This is a genomic window from Caballeronia sordidicola (genome assembly GCF_002220365.1).
Lineage (GTDB): Bacteria > Pseudomonadota > Gammaproteobacteria > Burkholderiales > Burkholderiaceae > Caballeronia > Caballeronia sordidicola_C.
This window is the reverse complement of the sequence record NZ_MTHB01000027.1, coordinates 152412-170387: the sequence shown is the minus strand read 5'-3', so window position 1 is coordinate 170387 and position 17976 is coordinate 152412. Positions and strand designations below refer to the sequence as shown.

The following is a 17976-nucleotide window of genomic DNA, read 5'->3' as shown; positions in this document are numbered from 1 at the left end:
GCATCTGGATTGGGCGCACAGACGTGCTAAACCTCGTAGCTGTGTGAGCCTGCAGGCAGATCATCCTGCGTGCAGGTCCAAAAATCAAAGTGCACGAGCGACCATGTCTGCGGATTCAATCCCACAGCGCGGACAAGAACGCCCGATGCGTTCATCACTATGACTGCGAGGCTCGAAGCCATTCACCGCACACATTGACGCTCACCGAACTAGGTGACCAGGCCAGGGCGAGCGCCAACGGCTCTGCAACGGACCAAAGAAAAAGGCGTCCTCAGACGCCCTCAAGCTAGCACCCCGATAGTTCTTCCTGCATCGGTGAGTACCAGCACGGAGTGAACTTGGACTTCTGGCGGAACCAGCATGCTCTCGGGTTATTCCTCCAGTTCGGCATCACGAGCGCTAGCCACAAAGATCACGTTCCGACCCGTGCATATTCGAGCGCAAATGCAGGCGGGGCTGACGTAATAACTATCATTGGAGACAAACACATGGCAACCACCCTGACCTCTGACCAACTGGGCATCCTGGTTCTGCGCGTCATGTCGTTCAAGTGCGGCGTTACTGCGGGAAACTGCGCCCTTTTGGCCGGTATTACGCCGTCCTGGATCGGGACCGGGCGTTCGCTAAACGAATTCGAGGCTGGCATTCTTTACGGAATCCAAAGCGGATGGCTTGTGACCACCGGAGGGGGATTTTGCCTGACCGACGAAGGATTTGACCTGGCGCGTGCCGAGCAATAAGGACGGCCGTGTCCTACGACGATGCCGACTCGTAGGGAGGCAATTCCAGCGCTTACGCGTTGCTATGCGGTCTGATCCCTTATCGAGCGCCTGGCAACCCAAACACCGAGCGATTACCCGCTTCCTGAAATCGCAGAATGGCGAATCGCGTCTACGTCGCCATGCGCGGCTCCGGGCGTTCGGGCGAGCTTGTGGTCACGTTGTCGCAGACAGCCCCACATTCGCCGGGTATCTATTGATCGACGAACGCTTGGCGCCGAGCGTGTTCAAACCTACTGTATGCGCCAGCCGCGCACCATAGCCATCAACCATTGCGATCAACCATAGGCGCTGCCGCTTGATCGCACTCGCCCCTCACCCGCTACCGGCCAGGTCCGCGATGTCCTGATTTTTATCGCGCGTGTCCGGCCGACGGGTCCAGGCGCTCAACTTCCCAATGCGTATTTCGAAGTCTCTGCCGCCGCAGACGAATAGGTGCATACTTAAATTTCCCTATCCGCAGGAGGGTTCGTGCAATTCAAATACAACTCGTTCAATGTCGAATGTTCAGCATCCGAAACCGCCGGTCGCTATTTAGGACAAGCAACAATATCGCGACCTGCGTCTCCCGAGCTTGAAGGAAGCGGCATAAAATCGGGCTACCTTCGATCCTTTGATAGTGAGGAACAGGCTCTAGGATTCGCGCGCTCCTGGGCCGAGAGGTGGTGCGACACGCATTAGGCTCATAGCAACCCCGCTTTGCCGGCGATGCGGATCGATGTTTTTTTATAATTTCGATACCTGAGCGTTCCAGGTATCTATCGTGCTGCATCTTTGGTATGAACGACCTAATCACATACGAACAATTCAAAACGAACCTCGCGATCGCACTTCATGATCACATGCCCTGGCATAGCAGCCGACCTTACCGACTTCGCGGTCGCGTATTGGAACGGGCATAAAGTCATCTATGCGTATCTCAGGCATGACGGAAGTGGTCGTCTCGACAATGAATTCGAGCTAGACGAACGTCTGTTCGATCAATGGTATACGGAGCTGCACGGCTGGTCAGTTGATCCGCATTTCAAGGTACTTTGAGAAATTGCACTCGCTGCTCAAAGCGGGCTGCGGTCGCGTCACTCTTTAACCACCGCATGTCGCGGCAGGCTTATAGTGAAAACGCAACCCGTGTCGGGGAGGTCACGAACGCTGAGGATTCCGTCACTCGCTTCTACACTCCGGCGGGCAATCGAAAGTCCCAACCCGAGGCCCGTTCTATCGACGCCGTTTTGCCTGAACGGCTCAAACATGCTGTCTACATCGCGCGCGGACAAACCGCCGCAATGGTCTTTCACATCTATCAGGATGCGGTCGGCCACTGCGTACGCGTCCAAGGTTACCTCGGTGTCAGGATGGGTGAACTTGAACGCGTTTTGGAGCAGGTTGCCCAGCGCCGAAAACAGCAGATCCCGATTTGCGAGAACGGCAAGGTTCACGTCGACTTGTGAAACCGTGAACGCACATCCCCGAGCCTGAGCCCCAAGGCGCGCAGCCTCTTTAATCTCGTCAATGAACTCAGCTAGCGAGAACGTCTGCGGCGGTGTTGCGTTTTCGGCTGAGAACCGCACGTCTGCCAGCGAATCGTCTATCAGATCACGCATGCCGTCCAAACTGCGCTCCAATACTGATGCAGTCGCGCCGGACAGGTTCAAATTCCCGGCCTTCGCCGCGCCAAAAGCGAGCGTTGCAGTTTGGAGGAAGTTGCGTAATTCGTGAGCGAAAAATCCGAATCGTTCATTCATCTGCGCGGCATGTTTATCCGCTGCAACTGAGTCCCGCTGATAGCTGAACTCCGTCACTGCGTCAGCTATTGCATTGTCAAGGCAGCGGTTGAGTGTCCGGAATTCGTCTATTTGAAAGGGTGCGTCACGTTCAAACGCAAGATCGGTGATTGCCTGACACAGGTCGCCATAGTCGTGGACAACCTGGTCAACGGAAAAACCGAGTTCCAAGAGCTGTCGTCCGTGTTGGGAGGCCGAGCTTCCGATTGTCGAAAATGAGGCCTCGCCGCCTGCCGGTCCGGAGATTTTGCGACTTTCCATGGGCTCTTCCGTCTGTTCAAGACGAAGCGTCAGGATGAGTTGATCAAGAAAAAGCGGCACACCGTTCTGCAATTGCTCCAAGGTTGCCCCTCTGGCGGGCCTGTGCGCGACTTTTATCCGACATCGTTCAATCAGATCATCGCGATTATTTGAAAGGAATTCATGCATCATGTCGCATTACCTCCTTTTGTCGGGTCCGATTGGCACATCCCCTGCGGGTCTCGGCGAACATTTTGCTTGAGCGACGGGGACTGAGTTCAATACAGTGCATCGTTCACTGTATACCCTTTCTGAGAAGCCCCCGAAGGTGGGAAGGTCCATCGGACCTTCAGTAAAAATCTCCGGCGAGGGTGAGGTGCATGCGGCGTGAGGCGGCCCGCTGCAAAGCACACTGGATTGACGGTGACTCCACTCTTCGCATTGTTCACGTTGCGTGGCAGCCAGATTCTCGTGAATGCTGCGTGTCCCGGTTACGTTAAAACGGATTTGAACGGAAACTCCGGCTACCTTTCGCTCCCGGAAGCAGCGGCAATACCGGTTCGACTCGCCCTGCTACGCCGCGATCGTCCCGCAGGGAAATTTTTGAGCACGGACGCTCAAGTGCCTTGGTGAGGCCGAGATACTCGATAGCGCAACGGCCGCAAAGAAGCGGAAATGCCGGCGTACAGTGCAACTGATATTGGTTTCGCCAGCTGCTGACTTATCCGGCATCACTGTGGCTCTGGGCTGTGGGTGACGGCTTGACGTCCTCGTAGTATTGCGGCGCTTCACGCCGATCAAACATGCCATAGTCGCGCACCACCCGCACCCTGCGGAGCCTGCCGTCCTCAGGCAATCTGGCGGTCATCTCATAGGCCTGCGCAGCCTTGGCGTCTCGCCACGAGATAACCAGGATCAGGTCACCCGGCGTGAGAATCGCGTCGTATGCATCCCAATCGACGAGACCCTCTGCATGCTCGTCTAGCCCCAACCATTGCGCCACCTTCTCGGGCGAAGCGTCTTGCGGCAGATCCGCAGGGCGCTTGGCATCGATCAGCGTGACGGCGGCAGCCCGCCCCGTTTCCGTCTCGTCAAGGCGTTGTTCTCGCAGACTGTAGCCTTCGGGCACGCGCGTGTCCTTCGTCAACTGTCCGACGCGCAGATGATAGTCCTCGAAGACCTCGAAGCGTCCCTTCTCCTGGATGCCGTGATGGACCGCCAAGGTGCGCCAGCGGATCAGCGCTTTCTCGTCGCGCCAGTTCGATAACGACAGCAGCCAGCCCTCATGTCTCAAGCTGCCGTAGCGGATATTGTCTACAAACCCGTCGATCTGCTCCAGTTCCGGTTTCAGCAGCTTGGCGTACTTCAGGTACGCGTCTTTCTGATCAGATTTAGTATGGACTTCGAATATTACTGAAAACATGAGTCTCTCCTTGGTTCTGCGCTTCAGAGAATGTCATCGGTTAGCAGGAAGTCGCGTGTCACGTGATGGAGTGCGACCCGCCCCTCCTCAAGGTGCATCAGATGACCGCCGCGACTAAGCTTGGTATCGCGTTTGACAGGTGAGTTCTTGAGCGCTTGGTATAACCACGCGGCGTCCTGGTCGGTACACAGGCTGTCCCAAGCGCCGCGGACGATAGCGACCGGTGCGACGACGAGGGCAGGATCGTAAGCAAGCTTGCCGGTCCAAGCTTCCTGGATCTCCTGGGCAGGACCAAGCGGTACCTTCACGGACGGCGGCGTTCGGGTCAGGCTGGTCTTGTCGCTCTCCAGATAGCGCCGCCCCCACTCCGCGAAATGCCGCTCAAGCATGACCGGCTCTTCGTCCTTCGGTGTGTCGGCGATGAACCTAGTCCACTGATCCTCCAAGCTCACCGTTTTCCAGGCAGGCAGGCGTTGCGTCTCAGCCTGGCCTTGGCGCCATGTGATCGGTGCGAACAGGACCACGCGATCAATCAGGTCCGGACAACGCCCGGCCGCGTGGCCGGCCGCCATGGTGCCCCATGAATGAGCGATCAGCGAGACGCGACGGCCGCCGTGCCGCGCGTGAATGAACCGCAGCGCCGCCTCGACCTGGCGTGCCGCGTGATCAGCGCGGCCGAGCGGTTTGTTGGATTCGGCGGGGCTTGCCATCTCAGGGTACGGGTCGGAGTAGCCGAATCCCTGTAAATCCAGCCCCCAAACGTGCAATCCGGCTTGGTTAAGGTTATCGCGCCACGATTGGCCGTCAAAGCGATGTGCGATCGACAGTGCGGACGGGAATGTCGCGCCGTGGACGTAAAGCACGACACCGGCGTCGCCTGCGTGAGGCGGCAGATAGCGCAAGAATAGTTGCGATCCGGCGCTGGGCGCCGGGATGGCGAAGTGTTGTTCTTGCGGATCGAGTTTGGGAATGTCATGTGCAATCACTGGTGTTCTCCAGGTCTTGGTGGCGTCATCAGTTCGATAAACTGTATCGTGTCTCGTTCCGAATCGTTTCAGCCATGAATGAAGTATCAATGTAGTACTCGACTTGCCCATTCTCTAAAATTGCGAATCTGGGAATCATCGGCACGGGTTTGCTTGCGCTACCCGTGCTTGCCGGGTCAGCCGCGTACGCAATGGCCGGAAGGTTCATATGGCGGAACAGTCTCGCCCTTAAGCCGCAACTCGCGAGGCGGTTCTACGGGATCATCGTTCTCTCAACGATAGTGGGCGTAGTCATCGGCTTTACGCCGATCGATCCAATCAAGGCGCTCTACTGGAGCGCGGTCATCAACGGGGTTGTCTCCGTGCCAATCATGGGACTGATCATGTTCATGGCCGTCAATCCGAAGATCATGGGAAAGTTCATCATCTCGATGCGGCTACGCGTGGCGGGTTGGTTGGCCACAGCCGCCATGGGTATCGCGGCCGTCGCCATGTTCTGGTTTATGTTCTCGTAGTTCGCGCCGCCTCGCATCCGAGGAATACTTACCGCGACCCATCCTTCAGAAGTGCATCGACGAGCTCGGCGGAAACATAGTGCGGGCCGTCGAACAAATACACCCGATATCCCTTGTAGGCGACGAGTTGCGGTAAAAGCTCCGCCGACGTGGCAGCACGGAAACCGCCGCCAGCCTGCGGGCGAAACGCCTCGGCAATGATCCGCACGCGGCGCTTGCCCAGCGTCTCCGACAGTGCGTCCGCGTATTTCCGCGCCGTCATCGGCCCGCGTGCATACACGCCGCAGCCGTCCTGGAGGAATACGCCGACATCCTTCGGCAGCCAGGTGTCGAGCCACTTCGCAAGCGTCCTGCCTCCGACATTGGCGCGGTCATAGACGCTGACCCACAAAGGCCGCGGCAACGTAGCGAGCAACGGCTGGAGTTGAGCGGCGTCGACCCACGTGGGATCGATTTCGACCGGAAAATACCAGCCAGCCACATGCACCGGCGGACGGACCGCCGCGAGCCGCACCGACTGTGCGACCAGGTCCACGACCTGCGCCCGCGCTGTGGTCTCGTCGAAACGGCCTGCCAGCCCCACGATCACATTGCGCGCCCAGCGCTCATCAGCGATGCGCGTCCAGTCGGGGACCCGTCCCGCCATCGGCACGCCGGCGCCGGGCAAGAAAGACAGACCATCAACCGCCGTCCACTGCACGAGCAGATCGCGCACGCCGAGCTTGTCCCAGTTGCCATGCGGATCAATATGATCCTCGTCGATCTGCCACACGACGCCCTGCGCCAACGACGTCGTTTCATCTGCTTCGAGCGCACAGCCCGGGGTGAGCGACGTGAGCATGGTGAGCAAGCTCGCGCCTATCAGGCGCCGGCGCATGCCGTCGGGTTCATCCCGATCTCTGCCGGCCATCCCATGCGCAGTGTAAGAATCATCAGGCATACGGAGCCGGTGTTGAAGTGGTATCACGGTAATCGCGACGGTAATCGCGACGGTAATCGCGACGGTAATCGCGACGGTGGTCGCGCGCGCTTCGCGGGGTGGGTCTCGACGTCATCTAAACGGTAACGCACGGCATCCGATCAACTCCGATTAAATCATACAAGGCGTACGGCGCACCGGCAGAAGCATTTGCTTGTGAATACCTGCAGCGTGACTCAGTAGGAATAGATGGCGCCGAAGAACAAGCCGCGGGAACGGTCGTCGCCGGTAATGTGCCAGCGATATTGCACTGACAGATCCACATATGAGCGCGGCTTGTCGTACGCGCTGTCTCGCATCCAATAGCGCGCGGACACGCCCACGCCAGCGCCGGCCGGAATACTGTGATCGATCGACGAGTCGTAATCCGCGCCGATCACGGCGTACGGAAACACGGTCAGCTTCGGGCTGATCGAATCGATACGGAACGTATGACCGCCTTCGATGTTGGTCGTCGCATAGCAAGTCGCCGCGTTCAGATAACAGCCGCCTTCCGCGTACATCTGCGCGGTCCACCACGACGGTGTGTCGATGCGGCGCTCGGTGCCGACGCCACCCGAATACGCGATCCGCGCGAGCCAGTCATTGTGCACGTGCGAGCCGATCGGGAAGATGTGTTCTATCGCAAAGATCGTGTTGATGCTGGCGAAGGGCTTGACCCGCGCCCCGACCACGTTTTCCAGCGTCGATACCCCGCTCGGGCCGCCGCCGCTCACGCCGAAGTCTTCGTAACCACGCGTATAGACCTCGAACATCCGGTCGTCGAGGCTGCCGAATGGCCGCCAGTATGCTTCAACGCCAGCCTGCCAGTTGTTCGCAATACCCGGCGACGGCGTCGACACGAAGCCTGGCTGCAAGCCCGCGCTGCGATAGTTCGTGGATACGTTGAAGCCCCAGTCGCGGGTCGCGTTGGCGTGTGCGCTGCGCATATCGAGCAGTTGCTGCGGCGTCGCTGCCGCGTCGCCCTCCGCCGGCGTGATGCCTGAGTCGATCGCGCGTTCGAAATACATCGCGGCGTCCTTGTTCTGGTGCGCGTGGGCCGCGGCATAGGCCGCATCCGCGTTCGCCCTGGACGGCAGCTCGCCCGTCTGGTCCGCCTGTTTGAAACGCTGGTACGCGACGCCATTTTCGCCTGCACGCTGCGCGATGTATGCCGCGCTCAGATCGGGCATGCCGTCCAGCAGGCCCGCGCGCACGGTCGCCTTGGCTTCGCGCGTGGCGGCGGCGGTCTGATGGTCGTTCGTCAGCGCATTGATCAGTTCTACTCGATGCTGTGGATCATCAGGCGCCGCGGCGACCGCCTTGCGCGCGAATTCGACGGCCGCTTTCTTGTCGCCCCGCTTGGCGGCCGCGACCGCGTTTCGCGCGGCTGCAAAGCCAGGATCGGCGGGATAGACGTAGCACAACGCACCAAACTCGGTGGCATCGCAGGCAATATCCGGACGCAACGCAGGGTCGATGGGCGCCGTCATCGTGGATGCTTTCGACGCGCTCGCAGCGACCAACTGCTTCGCTTTGAAGCGGCGTGCGGCGAGCGGTGGATCGGTATCGTCGTGGACGAATTTAAGCGGCGTGAGCAGGTCGAGCGCGCGTTGCGGTTGGCCTTCCCTATTCCATACATCGGCGATGATCGTACGCGCCACCCGCTGGTCGCGCGGCGTCGCGTCTTTTTCCTGCAGTGCCTTGGCGAAATCCGCATCGGCTAATTCGATCCTGCCTTGGGCCGCGCGTGCATAGCCGCGTAGCGTCCACAGCATGATGTCGTTGCTCCCATACGCAATGCCGTAAGCAATGCCCTCCGACGCCGCGGCCTCCACAGCGGGCAGATCGTTCGCGTCGAACAGCGCGTCGATCAACTGGATCCGGTAGCCTGTCCGCTCGGGCGCATAGGCAACCGCTCGGCGTATCAGCTCGACCGCCTGCGAAATGTCGCCCTGATTTAGCGCGACGAACGCATCGCTGGAAAACCTTGGCGCGAGACGATTGCCAATAAACGAACGACGCGAACGCAATGCGTCCGTGTCACCGAAGCGCTTGACCGCGTCCTCGTCGTAAGCGAACGCGACGGCGTCTTGTCCCGCGTTGCTCGCTGCATCGATCTGAAGCAGGCGCAACCGCAGCATGTCCGGACGCAACGCGATAGCAACGCCCGCGGCCTTCGCAGAGCCGGAAAAATCTTTTTCGGCGTAGAGCGTGTATGCACGTTGCGCAGCGGTGAATGCGTCGCCCGTGAGGGGCGTCTCGTTCGCTTCGCCGGCGACCGCGACCGATGCCGGCGATGCGCTAGCCGCCCTGCGTTTGCCGTGCGCGCGTCGGCCGTGCCCACTGGCATTCACCGATCTGCTCAACGCTTCGATCTGCGCACGCCGCGTGACCAACGCCTGGTCCGGGCCGATCTCTGCAATCGCCTGACTCAGCGATACGGCCGCGGCCTCATAGTGGTGCGCCGCCGCCAGCGAGTTGGCGAGGAGCAGGCGCAGCGACACCACATCAGGACGCTGACGGATCGCTTCACGCGCCTGTGCCGTGCTCGTTTCGTAATCGTGACGTGCGAACGAAGCGTAGCCTTCTTGTGCGACGCGATACGCAGCGCCGGATAGCGGCAGCGGCAATGCAGCGGATGCAGCAGATGCAGCAGCCTGGGCGGCCGTGCCGAAGCACAGCGTGGCCGCAACGATCACACCGGCCACATGAGTGCTCGATACGAAAGTCGCGGACTTGCAACAGTTGGGGATCACGTCGAGCTTCATCAGCGAGTCGCCTCATCGCCGCGCAAACGATGTTGTTCCTGAATCACGTTTTCGAGTGCGGCGCGCGAGATGACTTCGCGCGCCACCATGTAGTCGCCAATCAGACCATGCAGATCCGGGCGATAACTCTGCAGTGCCCCTTCGAAACTGGCGCGTGTCACGTGTCCCAGTTCGATCAGCAGATCGCCGATCAACGGCACGCCGCGCCGAGGCACAGGCACCGCCTCGGCATCCACTGGCCACGTACGGACTCGCAGGCCCGGCACAGTCTGCATTGCAATGGGCGCCGGCCCGGAGACGTCCACGCCGCGCAGCAGCCGAATTCCGGTCGCGATATCGCCTTCACGCACGATCCGCTGCGTGACTGGCTGCCCGAGTTGCGTGACCAGATACGCGAGCGGCGCTTCGCTGATCGGGTTTGCGGTCAGCAAGATCGTGCGGCCTTGGCGATCCTCGCCTTGCGGAAGCACGCGATGCCGCACGATATCCGCAAGCGGCAACCGTTCGGCATCGCGCGGCAACCGTTCAGGATCGAGCGACCCGCGTTCCAGATCCGACTGGAACGCGATCGCTTCGGCGAGCGTTTCCTCGTCCAGCCAGCCTTTCGCCATCAGCACGCGGCCGAGCGGCGCTTCGCGCGCATGGCCTTCGTTCAACGCAAGTTCGAGCTTGTTCGCGTCGATGGCCTGCCACGAAACCAGCAGTTCACCGAGCCGCTGACGTTGGATGCCGAGTCCGTCTTCCGACGGAAAGTCGTGCATCGTCTTGTCCCATGCGAGCCGCTTGCCGGTCACGAGATGTCCAATGAACAGCTTCCACGCCCGCGACACGGCCATGAAATTGATGAAGTTGCCAACGACCATCCGCGGCACCGACAACAGTCCGTGTTCCCATCCATACAACCGGGTGACGAAAAAGATTCGTTGCGCGACGCGCAGCAGCAGCGCGCAGGCGTTCCCGCACAGCACGAAAACCAGCCACTTCGAATCGGAAAACGGCGATGCGAAGAGCCGAGGTAAAACGCCGGACATACTGGCGATGGCGAACAGCAAGAACTGGAGCACCAGTCCATAAGCCAGGATCCCGACAAACGCCGTGACAATGCCCTTGCGATCGCGCAACAGCAAATAGCGGTTCGCAAGCGAGCCGCTCCAGCCGGTCTGCTTCCAGCCCTGCAGCCCAATGCCGAGGGTCCAGCGCGCACGCTGTCGATACGCAGTGCGGAATGTATCGGGGAAAAATTCGCGCACGCACAGCGGCATGGTCAGCATGAATTCGCGCTCCTTTCCCAAGCCGAACCAGGACTTTCGCCGCGTCGCGAACTGCACCGGAAAGCGCGCGAAAATAGAGAGCATGCCCATCTTGCCGAGCCGCTCGCCAACGTCGTAATCCTCGGTCAGGCTTTCGGTATTGAACGGCTGGTTGTTCGTTTGTTCGATCAGCGCGAGCATTGCACGGCGTGAAAAGCACGTACCCACGCCAGCCGACGGCACCGTGCCGGACAGGCTCTCGCGCACCACGAGATCCTTCGCGTGCCATTCGGCGAACTCGTCCATATAGGTGCCCGCGACGAGCTCGAACCAGTTGCGCTCCAGCGATGCCACTGGCAACTGAATCATGTCCTTGCGTGGCAACAGGTAGTTGAAGAAGCGCAGTTCGACCGGATGCAGCACGTCCTCGCTGTCATGCAGTACAACGCCCGCGAATTCGATGTCCGCCTCTTTTTCATAGCGGAAAATGGCCGCGATCACCCAGTTCAGGCAATCCGCCTTGCAGGTCGGACCGTCGTGCGGTACCTCGACGCGCCGCAACTGCTTGTAGCGGCGGCGCATCCGTTCCACTTCGGCGATGGTCTGCGCATCGTTCTGATACGTGCCGACGAACACCACATAGTTGCGGTAATCGAGCACCCGCACCATGTCCTCGAGCATCGACGCGATCACGTCGTATTCATGCCACGCGGGTACCATGATCGCAATGGGCTGCTGGTCGTGCGCATACAGCTGCGCACTGGTCAGCGGCTTGTGCATGCGCTGGATCGTCAAGCGGCGCAGGATCTCCCGCCCCCAGTACCAGGCGTCGATAAACAGGTCATCGAGACTGGACAGCAGGATGATCGTCGCGACCACCGCGGCCACGTACTCGAGTCCCTGGTAGTAGTGCGCGACCGCGTAGCCCGGATCCCAATTCGACGTGGCGACCGTCACGTCTTGTCCCGATGCCTGCGGCGAGCGATCGACGCGACCAGCAGCAAGACGAGGAACAGCGCGACCAGCGCAGCCGGGATGCCCCAGCGCCACCAGTTCTGCACGAACCACGAGACGCCGTTATCGGGTTGGAGTACTTCACCCGGATGCAGTGTGTCGAAGCGCTTGGCCACCCCACCCGCGTCGACTAGCGCAACGTCGCCCGGCGTCAGTTGCAGCGACGCAGGCAATACCGGCGCCGTTTCGCCGGTCGCGCGGTAGACAATGCCGGGCGCGCCGTCCGCCCTCACCACGTCGATCAACGCGAGATTCTTCAGGCCCGATACATCCGCGAGCATCTTGCCCGACGCGTCAGTCAGCGTCAGACGGTCTTGCGACAGCATCGCGTGCGACGTTTCGCTTTTCAGCGCGACATCGGCGGCAAGGAACGGATCCTTCGGCGCGACGGCTTCGCCCTTCGGCGCAACCGACAGCGTCGTACGCGAGGGCACAATGCCGGCCGCATTCGCCAGGCGGGCGACGCGTGCGAGCGACAACGTCGTGTCGTCGAGATACGCGGACGGGACGATCAGCGTGGCGCTGGTCGCGAATCGCGCGGCCATGCCAGTGAAATTGTCGTCGAGATCCGCCTTGTCGAGTTGCAGGTTGCTGGTCGGCAGCACGGCGATGGGCTGGCCTTCCGAGCGAGCCTGGCAACCGCCTTCCGGCTGACGTTCAAACACTACGTGCAGCAGGTTGCCGGGTGCCAGCGCGTAGTGCGGCACGTGTGCGGTGATTCGTTGCGGCTTGCCGGTGGTGTTCAGCGTTTGCGCGCCGATCAGCACGTCGTTGAAATAGATCGCAGCGGTTTGCACACCGCCATGGAGTGTGGGCATCGCGGATATATCAAGCACGATCGCGGACGGGAGTTTGCCGTTTCCTGACACCGCGCCGAGGTCGAAATTCGCGTCCCACGTCGCGCGGCCGAGCACATTGAGCGTGCGCGGCTGGCCGCCGAGCGCCGACAGCGAGATAGCATCGACGTCTGCATTCTGCGTGCGGTCGATCTGATGCACGACCAGTCGATCCGACACGTCGATTGCCCGCCAGGCACGCGCGAGCACGGCGACGCCGTCGTTATCGCCTACGACGATTGCGACCTGACCGGCCAGATGCGCGACGCGCACTTCGCCGGCTGCAAGCGGTTCGGCGATCGGGCCGATGGACCGGGCGCGCCATGCGTCGAACGCAGCAGTGGCGGCGGTGGCGGCCGTCGTGGATGAGCTTGAGCCGCGCGCGGCGGCGTCGACTTGCGTACGAAGCGCGTCAAGTTCAGTTTTGAGCGCGTCGCGCAAACGGTCGTCGGCGATGATCACATCGGGCGCGAAGCCCCCGTGAGGGGCGAGCGCCACCCATGCGCCCGCTTCTGCCGGATTCGCGAGTTTGTGCAAGCCGCCAGCGGCAAGCGCGGCGAATGCGGGGATGGCCCGCAGCGCGTCCGGCACATCGACGCCGCTCAGGTCAACGCTGTCACCGGCGACTGGCCATGCGCGCGTGACCGGCGTCTTGCCTTCGCGCTGCAACTGCGCTTCGGCACGCCAGCCTGCGTCGAACGCCGGCGCCGCTACGCCGCGCGCGCCGGTCATCACGACCGGCGTCGGCGGCAGCGCGCTCCACGCGGTGCGCAAGTCGTTGATCGCGGCGGGATCGAAACTGTATGTCAAGCGAGACGTCGGTCCCACGCGCAGCACATTGCCAATCGCCGTCTGGTCGGCACAGACGTTGTCGTTGATCACTGATGACCAGCCAAGGCCGACACGAACGAAGCCGCTCGGCCGCGCCGTGCCATCAACGCCGATCGTGGCCGCCGCGTCACCTTGCTGCTGTGTCAGCGCGCGGGCGAGGACGGGCGCGCCGTCCAGCGACAGCAGCATGGTCGTGCGGCCGCCGTCGGCATGCAGATACGTACCGTCGAACTGGAAGGTTGCGTTGGAGATCGGCACATTGACCGGCACCGGCAAATACAGTTCCTGGCGCGCGTCGGGCGCTTGCAGGACGACCGGATCGTGCATCCCGAGGTTGGCCAGCGACACGTTGCGTATCACCATGCGCCCGTTGCCGAGTTGCGCGAAAGCAGCGGCTACGCCAGTGGGCGCGGCCGCGGTGGCGTCGGTGGGAGCAGTGGCATCGGTGAGAGTAGCGGCCAAAACGGGCGCGGCATAGGCTGTCAGATGCAACGCACAAAGGACGGGCCACGCTGCGAAGGTAGCTGATCGAAGGGATGCGCTACAGCGAGAAAACGGTTTGATGGTCAAGAGTGTCGTCTCAGATTTAGCATGCAATGCTTTCGAAAAATAGGCAATGCGGGGCATGCAGACGCAGTGGCTGCGCGCTGGTTTCAAACGGCATGACGAGGTTGCTATCGGTAAAACGGCGTAGCGCAGCGCTTGTGCACACACCGGTGAAAGTGCGACGACAGCTGGCGCGCGAGTTGTTACACGAATTGCGTAGAAAGAGTCCCGCGTCCGGCGCTGAACGGCAGGCACTGCCCAGCCGCAACCTCCGTAAATTCCTCGAACGGCCGGCCTGCGAGCGCGGCGACGATGCGCTCCGATGCATGGCCGTCGCCGTATGGGTTGATCCTGCAAGCGAACTGGTCGCGCGCACCCTGATCGTCGAGCAACGCGGTAACCGCTTTCACGATCGACTCGCGCCGCGTGCCGACCAGCTTCACGGTGCCGGCCGCAACGGCTTCCGGCCGTTCGGTGAGCTCGCGCATCACCAGCACCGGCTTGCCGAGCGCCGGGGCTTCTTCCTGCACGCCGCCCGAGTCGGTCAGGATGATCGACGCGCGTTGCATTAGCCGGACAAAACCCACGTAGTCGAGGGGCTCGATCAGATGAACGTTGGGCAACTTGCCGAGCTTTTCCTGGACCGGGCCGCGCACGTTCGGGTTCAGGTGCACGGGGTAGACGATCTGCACGTCGCTGCGTTGGGCCAGTTCGGCCAGCGCAGAGCAGATGCCGTCGAAGCCGGCGCCGAAACTTTCGCGGCGATGGCCGGTGACGAGCAGCACCGGTTTTGTGTCGTCGATGAAGAGCAGCCGCGCGTCGAGCTCGGCACGCAGCACGGCGTCCGAGTCGATACGGGCAACCGTCATGAACAGTGCATCGATGACCGTGTTGCCCGTGACAATGACCCGGCCCGACAGTGACTCGGCGGCCAGGTTGGCTTTCGAGCCGGCGGTGGGCGCGAACATCAGGTCGCTGATTACGTCGACCAGGCGGCGGTTCATCTCTTCCGGCCAGGGTTGCATCAGGTTGCCGGTGCGAAGGCCCGCTTCGACGTGGCCGACGGGAATCTTCCGATGAAAAGCGGCGAGCGCGGTGACCGATGCCGTCGTCGTATCGCCGTGCACCAGTACGCGATCGGGCTTTTCTTTGGCGAGGACGTCATCGAGTGATGCGAGCAAACGCGATGCGAGGCCATTCAGCGTCTGATTACCCGTCATAAGCGAGAGATCATGATGGGGAGAAATTTTGAACAGCTCGAGCACCTGATTGAGCATTTCGCGATGCTGACCGGTGACACAAACGATCGATTCAATAGAAGGCTCTGCTTCGAGCTGCTTCACGAGCGGCGCCATTTTGATGGCTTCCGGGCGTGTGCCGAAAATAGAGAGAATTCGCGCTGACATGATTTACGGCCGTTTTCCAAGTTGATTCTGGCCTGCAGCGGATGCTGTTTTCCAGACCTGAATATCATGCGAGAGCGCTCGGCGTGGATTTGACCGGCGCTTCCCGCCGATAAAACCTGCCGGCATAAATAGTGAAAATCCCGTGTTTCCCGGACCTCCAGGATCTCAAACGTCTTATCCTTTCGCCTGCTGGCGCGCATTTTAACCCTGCCAGCTATCGTGTAACAGCGGTTTTTAAGTTCTGTCGCAATAAGACGACCGATAGGCTGCCGATGATAAAACGAACGATGTGATCGATTAAGCAGGTCCTGAATCCAGGTATATAACGCGTGCTCAGACGCTTGCACTCTCGCTCGATGCGAACCTAATGTGCACGCGCTCGTAAGTGGCTTAATCACCGAATCGGCTTTACCCGGAAGAAAGGTTAAGGCGCAGCGAGATGGGATCTCGGGGTGAAAATTTGATAAGTATCACTTATAAAATATAAATCCGGACTATTGCGGAAAACGAGTCTTCAGCTGAACCCCCTACGCGTGCACGGACCACATCCGCTCCTGACCCGCGCGCTCAGCGCCGGCTGTCTTGCTTTAAGCGCCGCTAACCCGATACCGCACTGACTCAGACCCCCAACTGGAAAGGAAACTTGCAATGCCCTACACGTTGGCCGCCTTGCCTTATTCATTCGATGCACGCGAACCCCACATCGATGCCCGCACGATGGAGGTTCATCACACGAAGCACCATCGGACCTTGTCAACAATCTCAATGCCGCGGTTAAGGACACGGAGTATCAGGACATGCCGGTTGAGGCGCTGGTGGTGCAAATCGATTCATTGCCTGAACCTTTGAAATTGCCCGTGCGCAATTACGGCGGCGACCATGCGAATCACAGCCTTTTCCGGACCGTCATGTCGCCGCAAGGCGGCGGTGAACCCGAAGGTGAACTGGCCCGCGCGATCGCCGCCGACCTGGGCGGATTTGATGCTTTCAAGGAGGCTTTTACGAAGGCTGCGCTAACGCGTTTTGGCAGCGGCTCGGCGTGGCTTTATGTCGACAAGCAGGGCCGTCGGGTCGTCGAAAATGCGGGCAATCAGGACAGTGCGTTGATGGCAGATTGACGTCGGGCAACCAGCCCATTCTCGGGCTGGATGTCTGGGAGCATGCGTATTATTTGAAGTATGAGAATCACTGGCCGGAGCACATCTCCGCGTCAAATTTTCAAAGTCTCTCTCAAAGTCTCTCGAGCTGCTTACGGGTCGTCATTGCTATTCCCAGCGGGATCCCAATGCCAACCAGGATGCCCAGAACCGATCCAAAGCCCTGAACGACACTTACCGGTGTCAGGGCCGACAGGCGGACAAAGCCGGGTGATAACAACGCGACAACCGTTCCGAACGTCTGCGTCAGCATGATTACTCCTTGTTCACGCGGGCTTGGGCACCTTCTTGTGCTTGCTCGTTGCTGGTTGCTTGAACATCGCCTTGCATTCAGGGCTGAGTTGCTGAAGATGCGCCTTCATGCAGACAGTGATTTTTTGCTCATTCGGAATCTCCGCTGCGCAGTAGCGAAGCGCATCGCCTTTGCAGGCTGCGGTTTGCTCGTCGCGCGTCGCAGCAAAAGTCGTACTGTTCAGCAGAATTCCAAGTACGGAAAAAGCGGTGAGGACAATTCGGGACATGGGCGTGTTAGAAAGTGGCGATATCTTCATACAAGCAAATCGCGCGCCCGCCCCTTGCCTTGCAACCGGAACGTGCCGGCCCCCTCCCAGACATTGCGCACAATACGCATCTCTTGTGTCAACATGCGCGACTTCATTTCATTCGCTACACGCGGCATCTCTTCATGGCTTCGAGCAACGCGCATCACGCGACCGGGTGGGCAGCAGGTCTTATAGGCGCTGCAGTCGTCAGCAAAGCCGGCGCAGCCGGTACTTATCATGTGTGGGGGATACTGAGCTTTTGTGCGGGCGTGTTTGGCGGCACCGCGCCGGACTGGCTGGAAGTAGCCTGGTGGACGCGGGCGCGAAAGTTATGGATCACCCATCGCACGCTCACGCATTGGGGTGTCGGCTGGGTTGCACTGCTCGCCGTTTCTTACCATTTTCTCGGCATCCACCCATGGGCCGCCGTCGGTTTTGGCTTCGCATGCGGCGGCTTGATGCATCTCTTCGCCGACTGGCCCAACCCGCTCGGCGTACCTTGGCTCGTCTCGCGACACTCCCTGAACTGGTGGAACAGCGGTCGATGCGACGCGTTGATCGTCGGCGCGGCATGGATCGCGGCGGCCATGGCTGTCGATCACGTCTGGTTTCACGGCATGTACGGGCTCAAGCTGCTGCACGCGCTCTGAATGAAGGCAGGACGTACCCGTACCCACGCCATCGACCTTTCATCCGCGCACGATCGAACCGGCGGATTTTCACGGCCCAGCCCCTGCTGATGCGCTTTCCCGGCCCCTTTGTTTCTATCGGAAAAGCGACGCAAAACCCGTGGATTCCGCTCGCCGTCCGTCGCCGAGCATCATGTCGTACGAAACCCGCAACGCACCTAAAGCCCCTGCCCCGTGGTTCATTGCTCCCGATCCGCATCTATCCGCGCGATTGTTGCAGCGCAATAAAACACCCTCACCGCGTTTGAGCAA

Annotated in this window: 13 protein-coding genes and 2 pseudogenes; 5 read left to right on the top strand and 10 right to left on the bottom strand. The window is 60.6% G+C overall.

The annotated features are described in order from the left end of the window. The first annotated feature begins 488 nt into the window (after window positions 1–488). Together BSU04_RS45195 and BSU04_RS04205 are read left to right on the top strand one after the other, a co-directional pair. The gene (locus BSU04_RS45195; RefSeq protein WP_144021114.1) at window positions 489–740 is read left to right on the top strand and encodes a hypothetical protein; all 252 of its coding nucleotides are present in this window, start codon (window positions 489–491) and stop codon (window positions 738–740) included. Window positions 741–1613: 873 nt separating this feature from the next. Next, complete coding sequence (locus tag BSU04_RS04205) at window positions 1614–1817, top strand: hypothetical protein (RefSeq protein WP_089159408.1); 204 nt, start codon at window positions 1614–1616, stop codon at window positions 1815–1817. A 38-nt stretch (window positions 1818–1855) separates the two neighbouring features. On the opposite strand, the gene BSU04_RS04200 is transcribed toward BSU04_RS04205, so the two are convergent. From BSU04_RS04200 to BSU04_RS04190, 3 genes are all read right to left on the bottom strand, one after another. Beyond that, on the bottom strand, window positions 1856–2992 hold the full coding sequence (locus BSU04_RS04200; RefSeq protein WP_179258196.1) for a sensor histidine kinase: 1137 nt from the start codon (window positions 2990–2992) through the stop codon (window positions 1856–1858). 529 nt (window positions 2993–3521) lie between these two features. After that, the gene (locus BSU04_RS04195) at window positions 3522–4223 is read right to left on the bottom strand and encodes an antibiotic biosynthesis monooxygenase family protein (protein ID WP_089159407.1); all 702 of its coding nucleotides are present in this window, start codon (window positions 4221–4223) and stop codon (window positions 3522–3524) included. 23 nt (window positions 4224–4246) lie between these two features. Continuing rightward, window positions 4247–5209, bottom strand: coding sequence for an alpha/beta fold hydrolase (locus BSU04_RS04190; RefSeq protein ID WP_179258195.1), 963 nt, complete (start codon window positions 5207–5209; stop codon window positions 4247–4249). Between the two features lie 125 nt (window positions 5210–5334). On the opposite strand from BSU04_RS04190, the pseudogene BSU04_RS04185 reads away from it, so the two are divergent. Next, window positions 5335–5724, top strand: a pseudogene (locus BSU04_RS04185) (divalent metal cation transporter); the annotation flags it as partial. Between the two features lie 28 nt (window positions 5725–5752). Here BSU04_RS04185 and BSU04_RS04180 read toward each other — a convergent pair. The 5 genes from BSU04_RS04180 to wecB form a co-directional block, all read right to left on the bottom strand. Further along, window positions 5753–6634 carry a hypothetical protein gene (locus BSU04_RS04180; protein ID WP_256982130.1) on the bottom strand — a complete coding sequence of 294 codons (882 nt, stop codon included), beginning with the start codon at window positions 6632–6634 and terminating at the stop codon, window positions 5753–5755. Window positions 6635–6879: 245 nt separating this feature from the next. After that, window positions 6880–9453: an NfrA family protein gene (locus BSU04_RS04175; protein ID WP_089159404.1), complete on the bottom strand. Its 2574-nt coding sequence runs from the start codon at window positions 9451–9453 to the stop codon at window positions 6880–6882. Then, window positions 9453–11660, bottom strand: a complete 2208-nt coding sequence (locus BSU04_RS04170) for a glycosyl transferase family protein (protein ID WP_089159403.1) — start codon at window positions 11658–11660, stop codon at window positions 9453–9455. Before BSU04_RS04170 ends, BSU04_RS04175 begins: the two co-directional genes overlap by 1 nt. Next, window positions 11657–13846 carry a cellulose biosynthesis cyclic di-GMP-binding regulatory protein BcsB gene (locus BSU04_RS04165; protein ID WP_144021113.1) on the bottom strand — a complete coding sequence of 730 codons (2190 nt, stop codon included), beginning with the start codon at window positions 13844–13846 and terminating at the stop codon, window positions 11657–11659. The genes BSU04_RS04170 and BSU04_RS04165 overlap by 4 nt, the downstream gene beginning before the upstream one ends. 287 nt (window positions 13847–14133) lie before the next feature. Further along, window positions 14134–15336, bottom strand: a complete 1203-nt coding sequence (gene wecB / locus BSU04_RS04160) for a non-hydrolyzing UDP-N-acetylglucosamine 2-epimerase (protein ID WP_089159401.1) — start codon at window positions 15334–15336, stop codon at window positions 14134–14136. 648 nt (window positions 15337–15984) lie between these two features. Between wecB and BSU04_RS04155 the strand changes: the two are divergent. Continuing rightward, window positions 15985–16546, top strand: a pseudogene (locus BSU04_RS04155) (superoxide dismutase); the annotation flags it as partial. Window positions 16547–16566: 20 nt separating this feature from the next. Here the strand turns inward: BSU04_RS04155 and BSU04_RS47340 are convergent. Together BSU04_RS47340 and BSU04_RS04150 are read right to left on the bottom strand one after the other, a co-directional pair. Continuing rightward, a complete protein-coding gene (locus BSU04_RS47340; protein ID WP_256982137.1) occupies window positions 16567–16746 on the bottom strand; it encodes a hypothetical protein in 180 nt (59 codons plus the stop codon). 13 nt (window positions 16747–16759) lie between these two features. Beyond that, window positions 16760–17044 (bottom strand): hypothetical protein, encoded by a 285-nt coding sequence (locus BSU04_RS04150; protein ID WP_256982127.1) that lies wholly within the window; start codon window positions 17042–17044, stop codon window positions 16760–16762. Between the two features lie 134 nt (window positions 17045–17178). Between BSU04_RS04150 and BSU04_RS04145 the strand changes: the two genes are divergently transcribed. After that, a complete protein-coding gene (locus BSU04_RS04145; protein ID WP_089159399.1) occupies window positions 17179–17685 on the top strand; it encodes a metal-dependent hydrolase in 507 nt (168 codons plus the stop codon). Window positions 17686–17976: the final 291 nt, after the last annotated feature.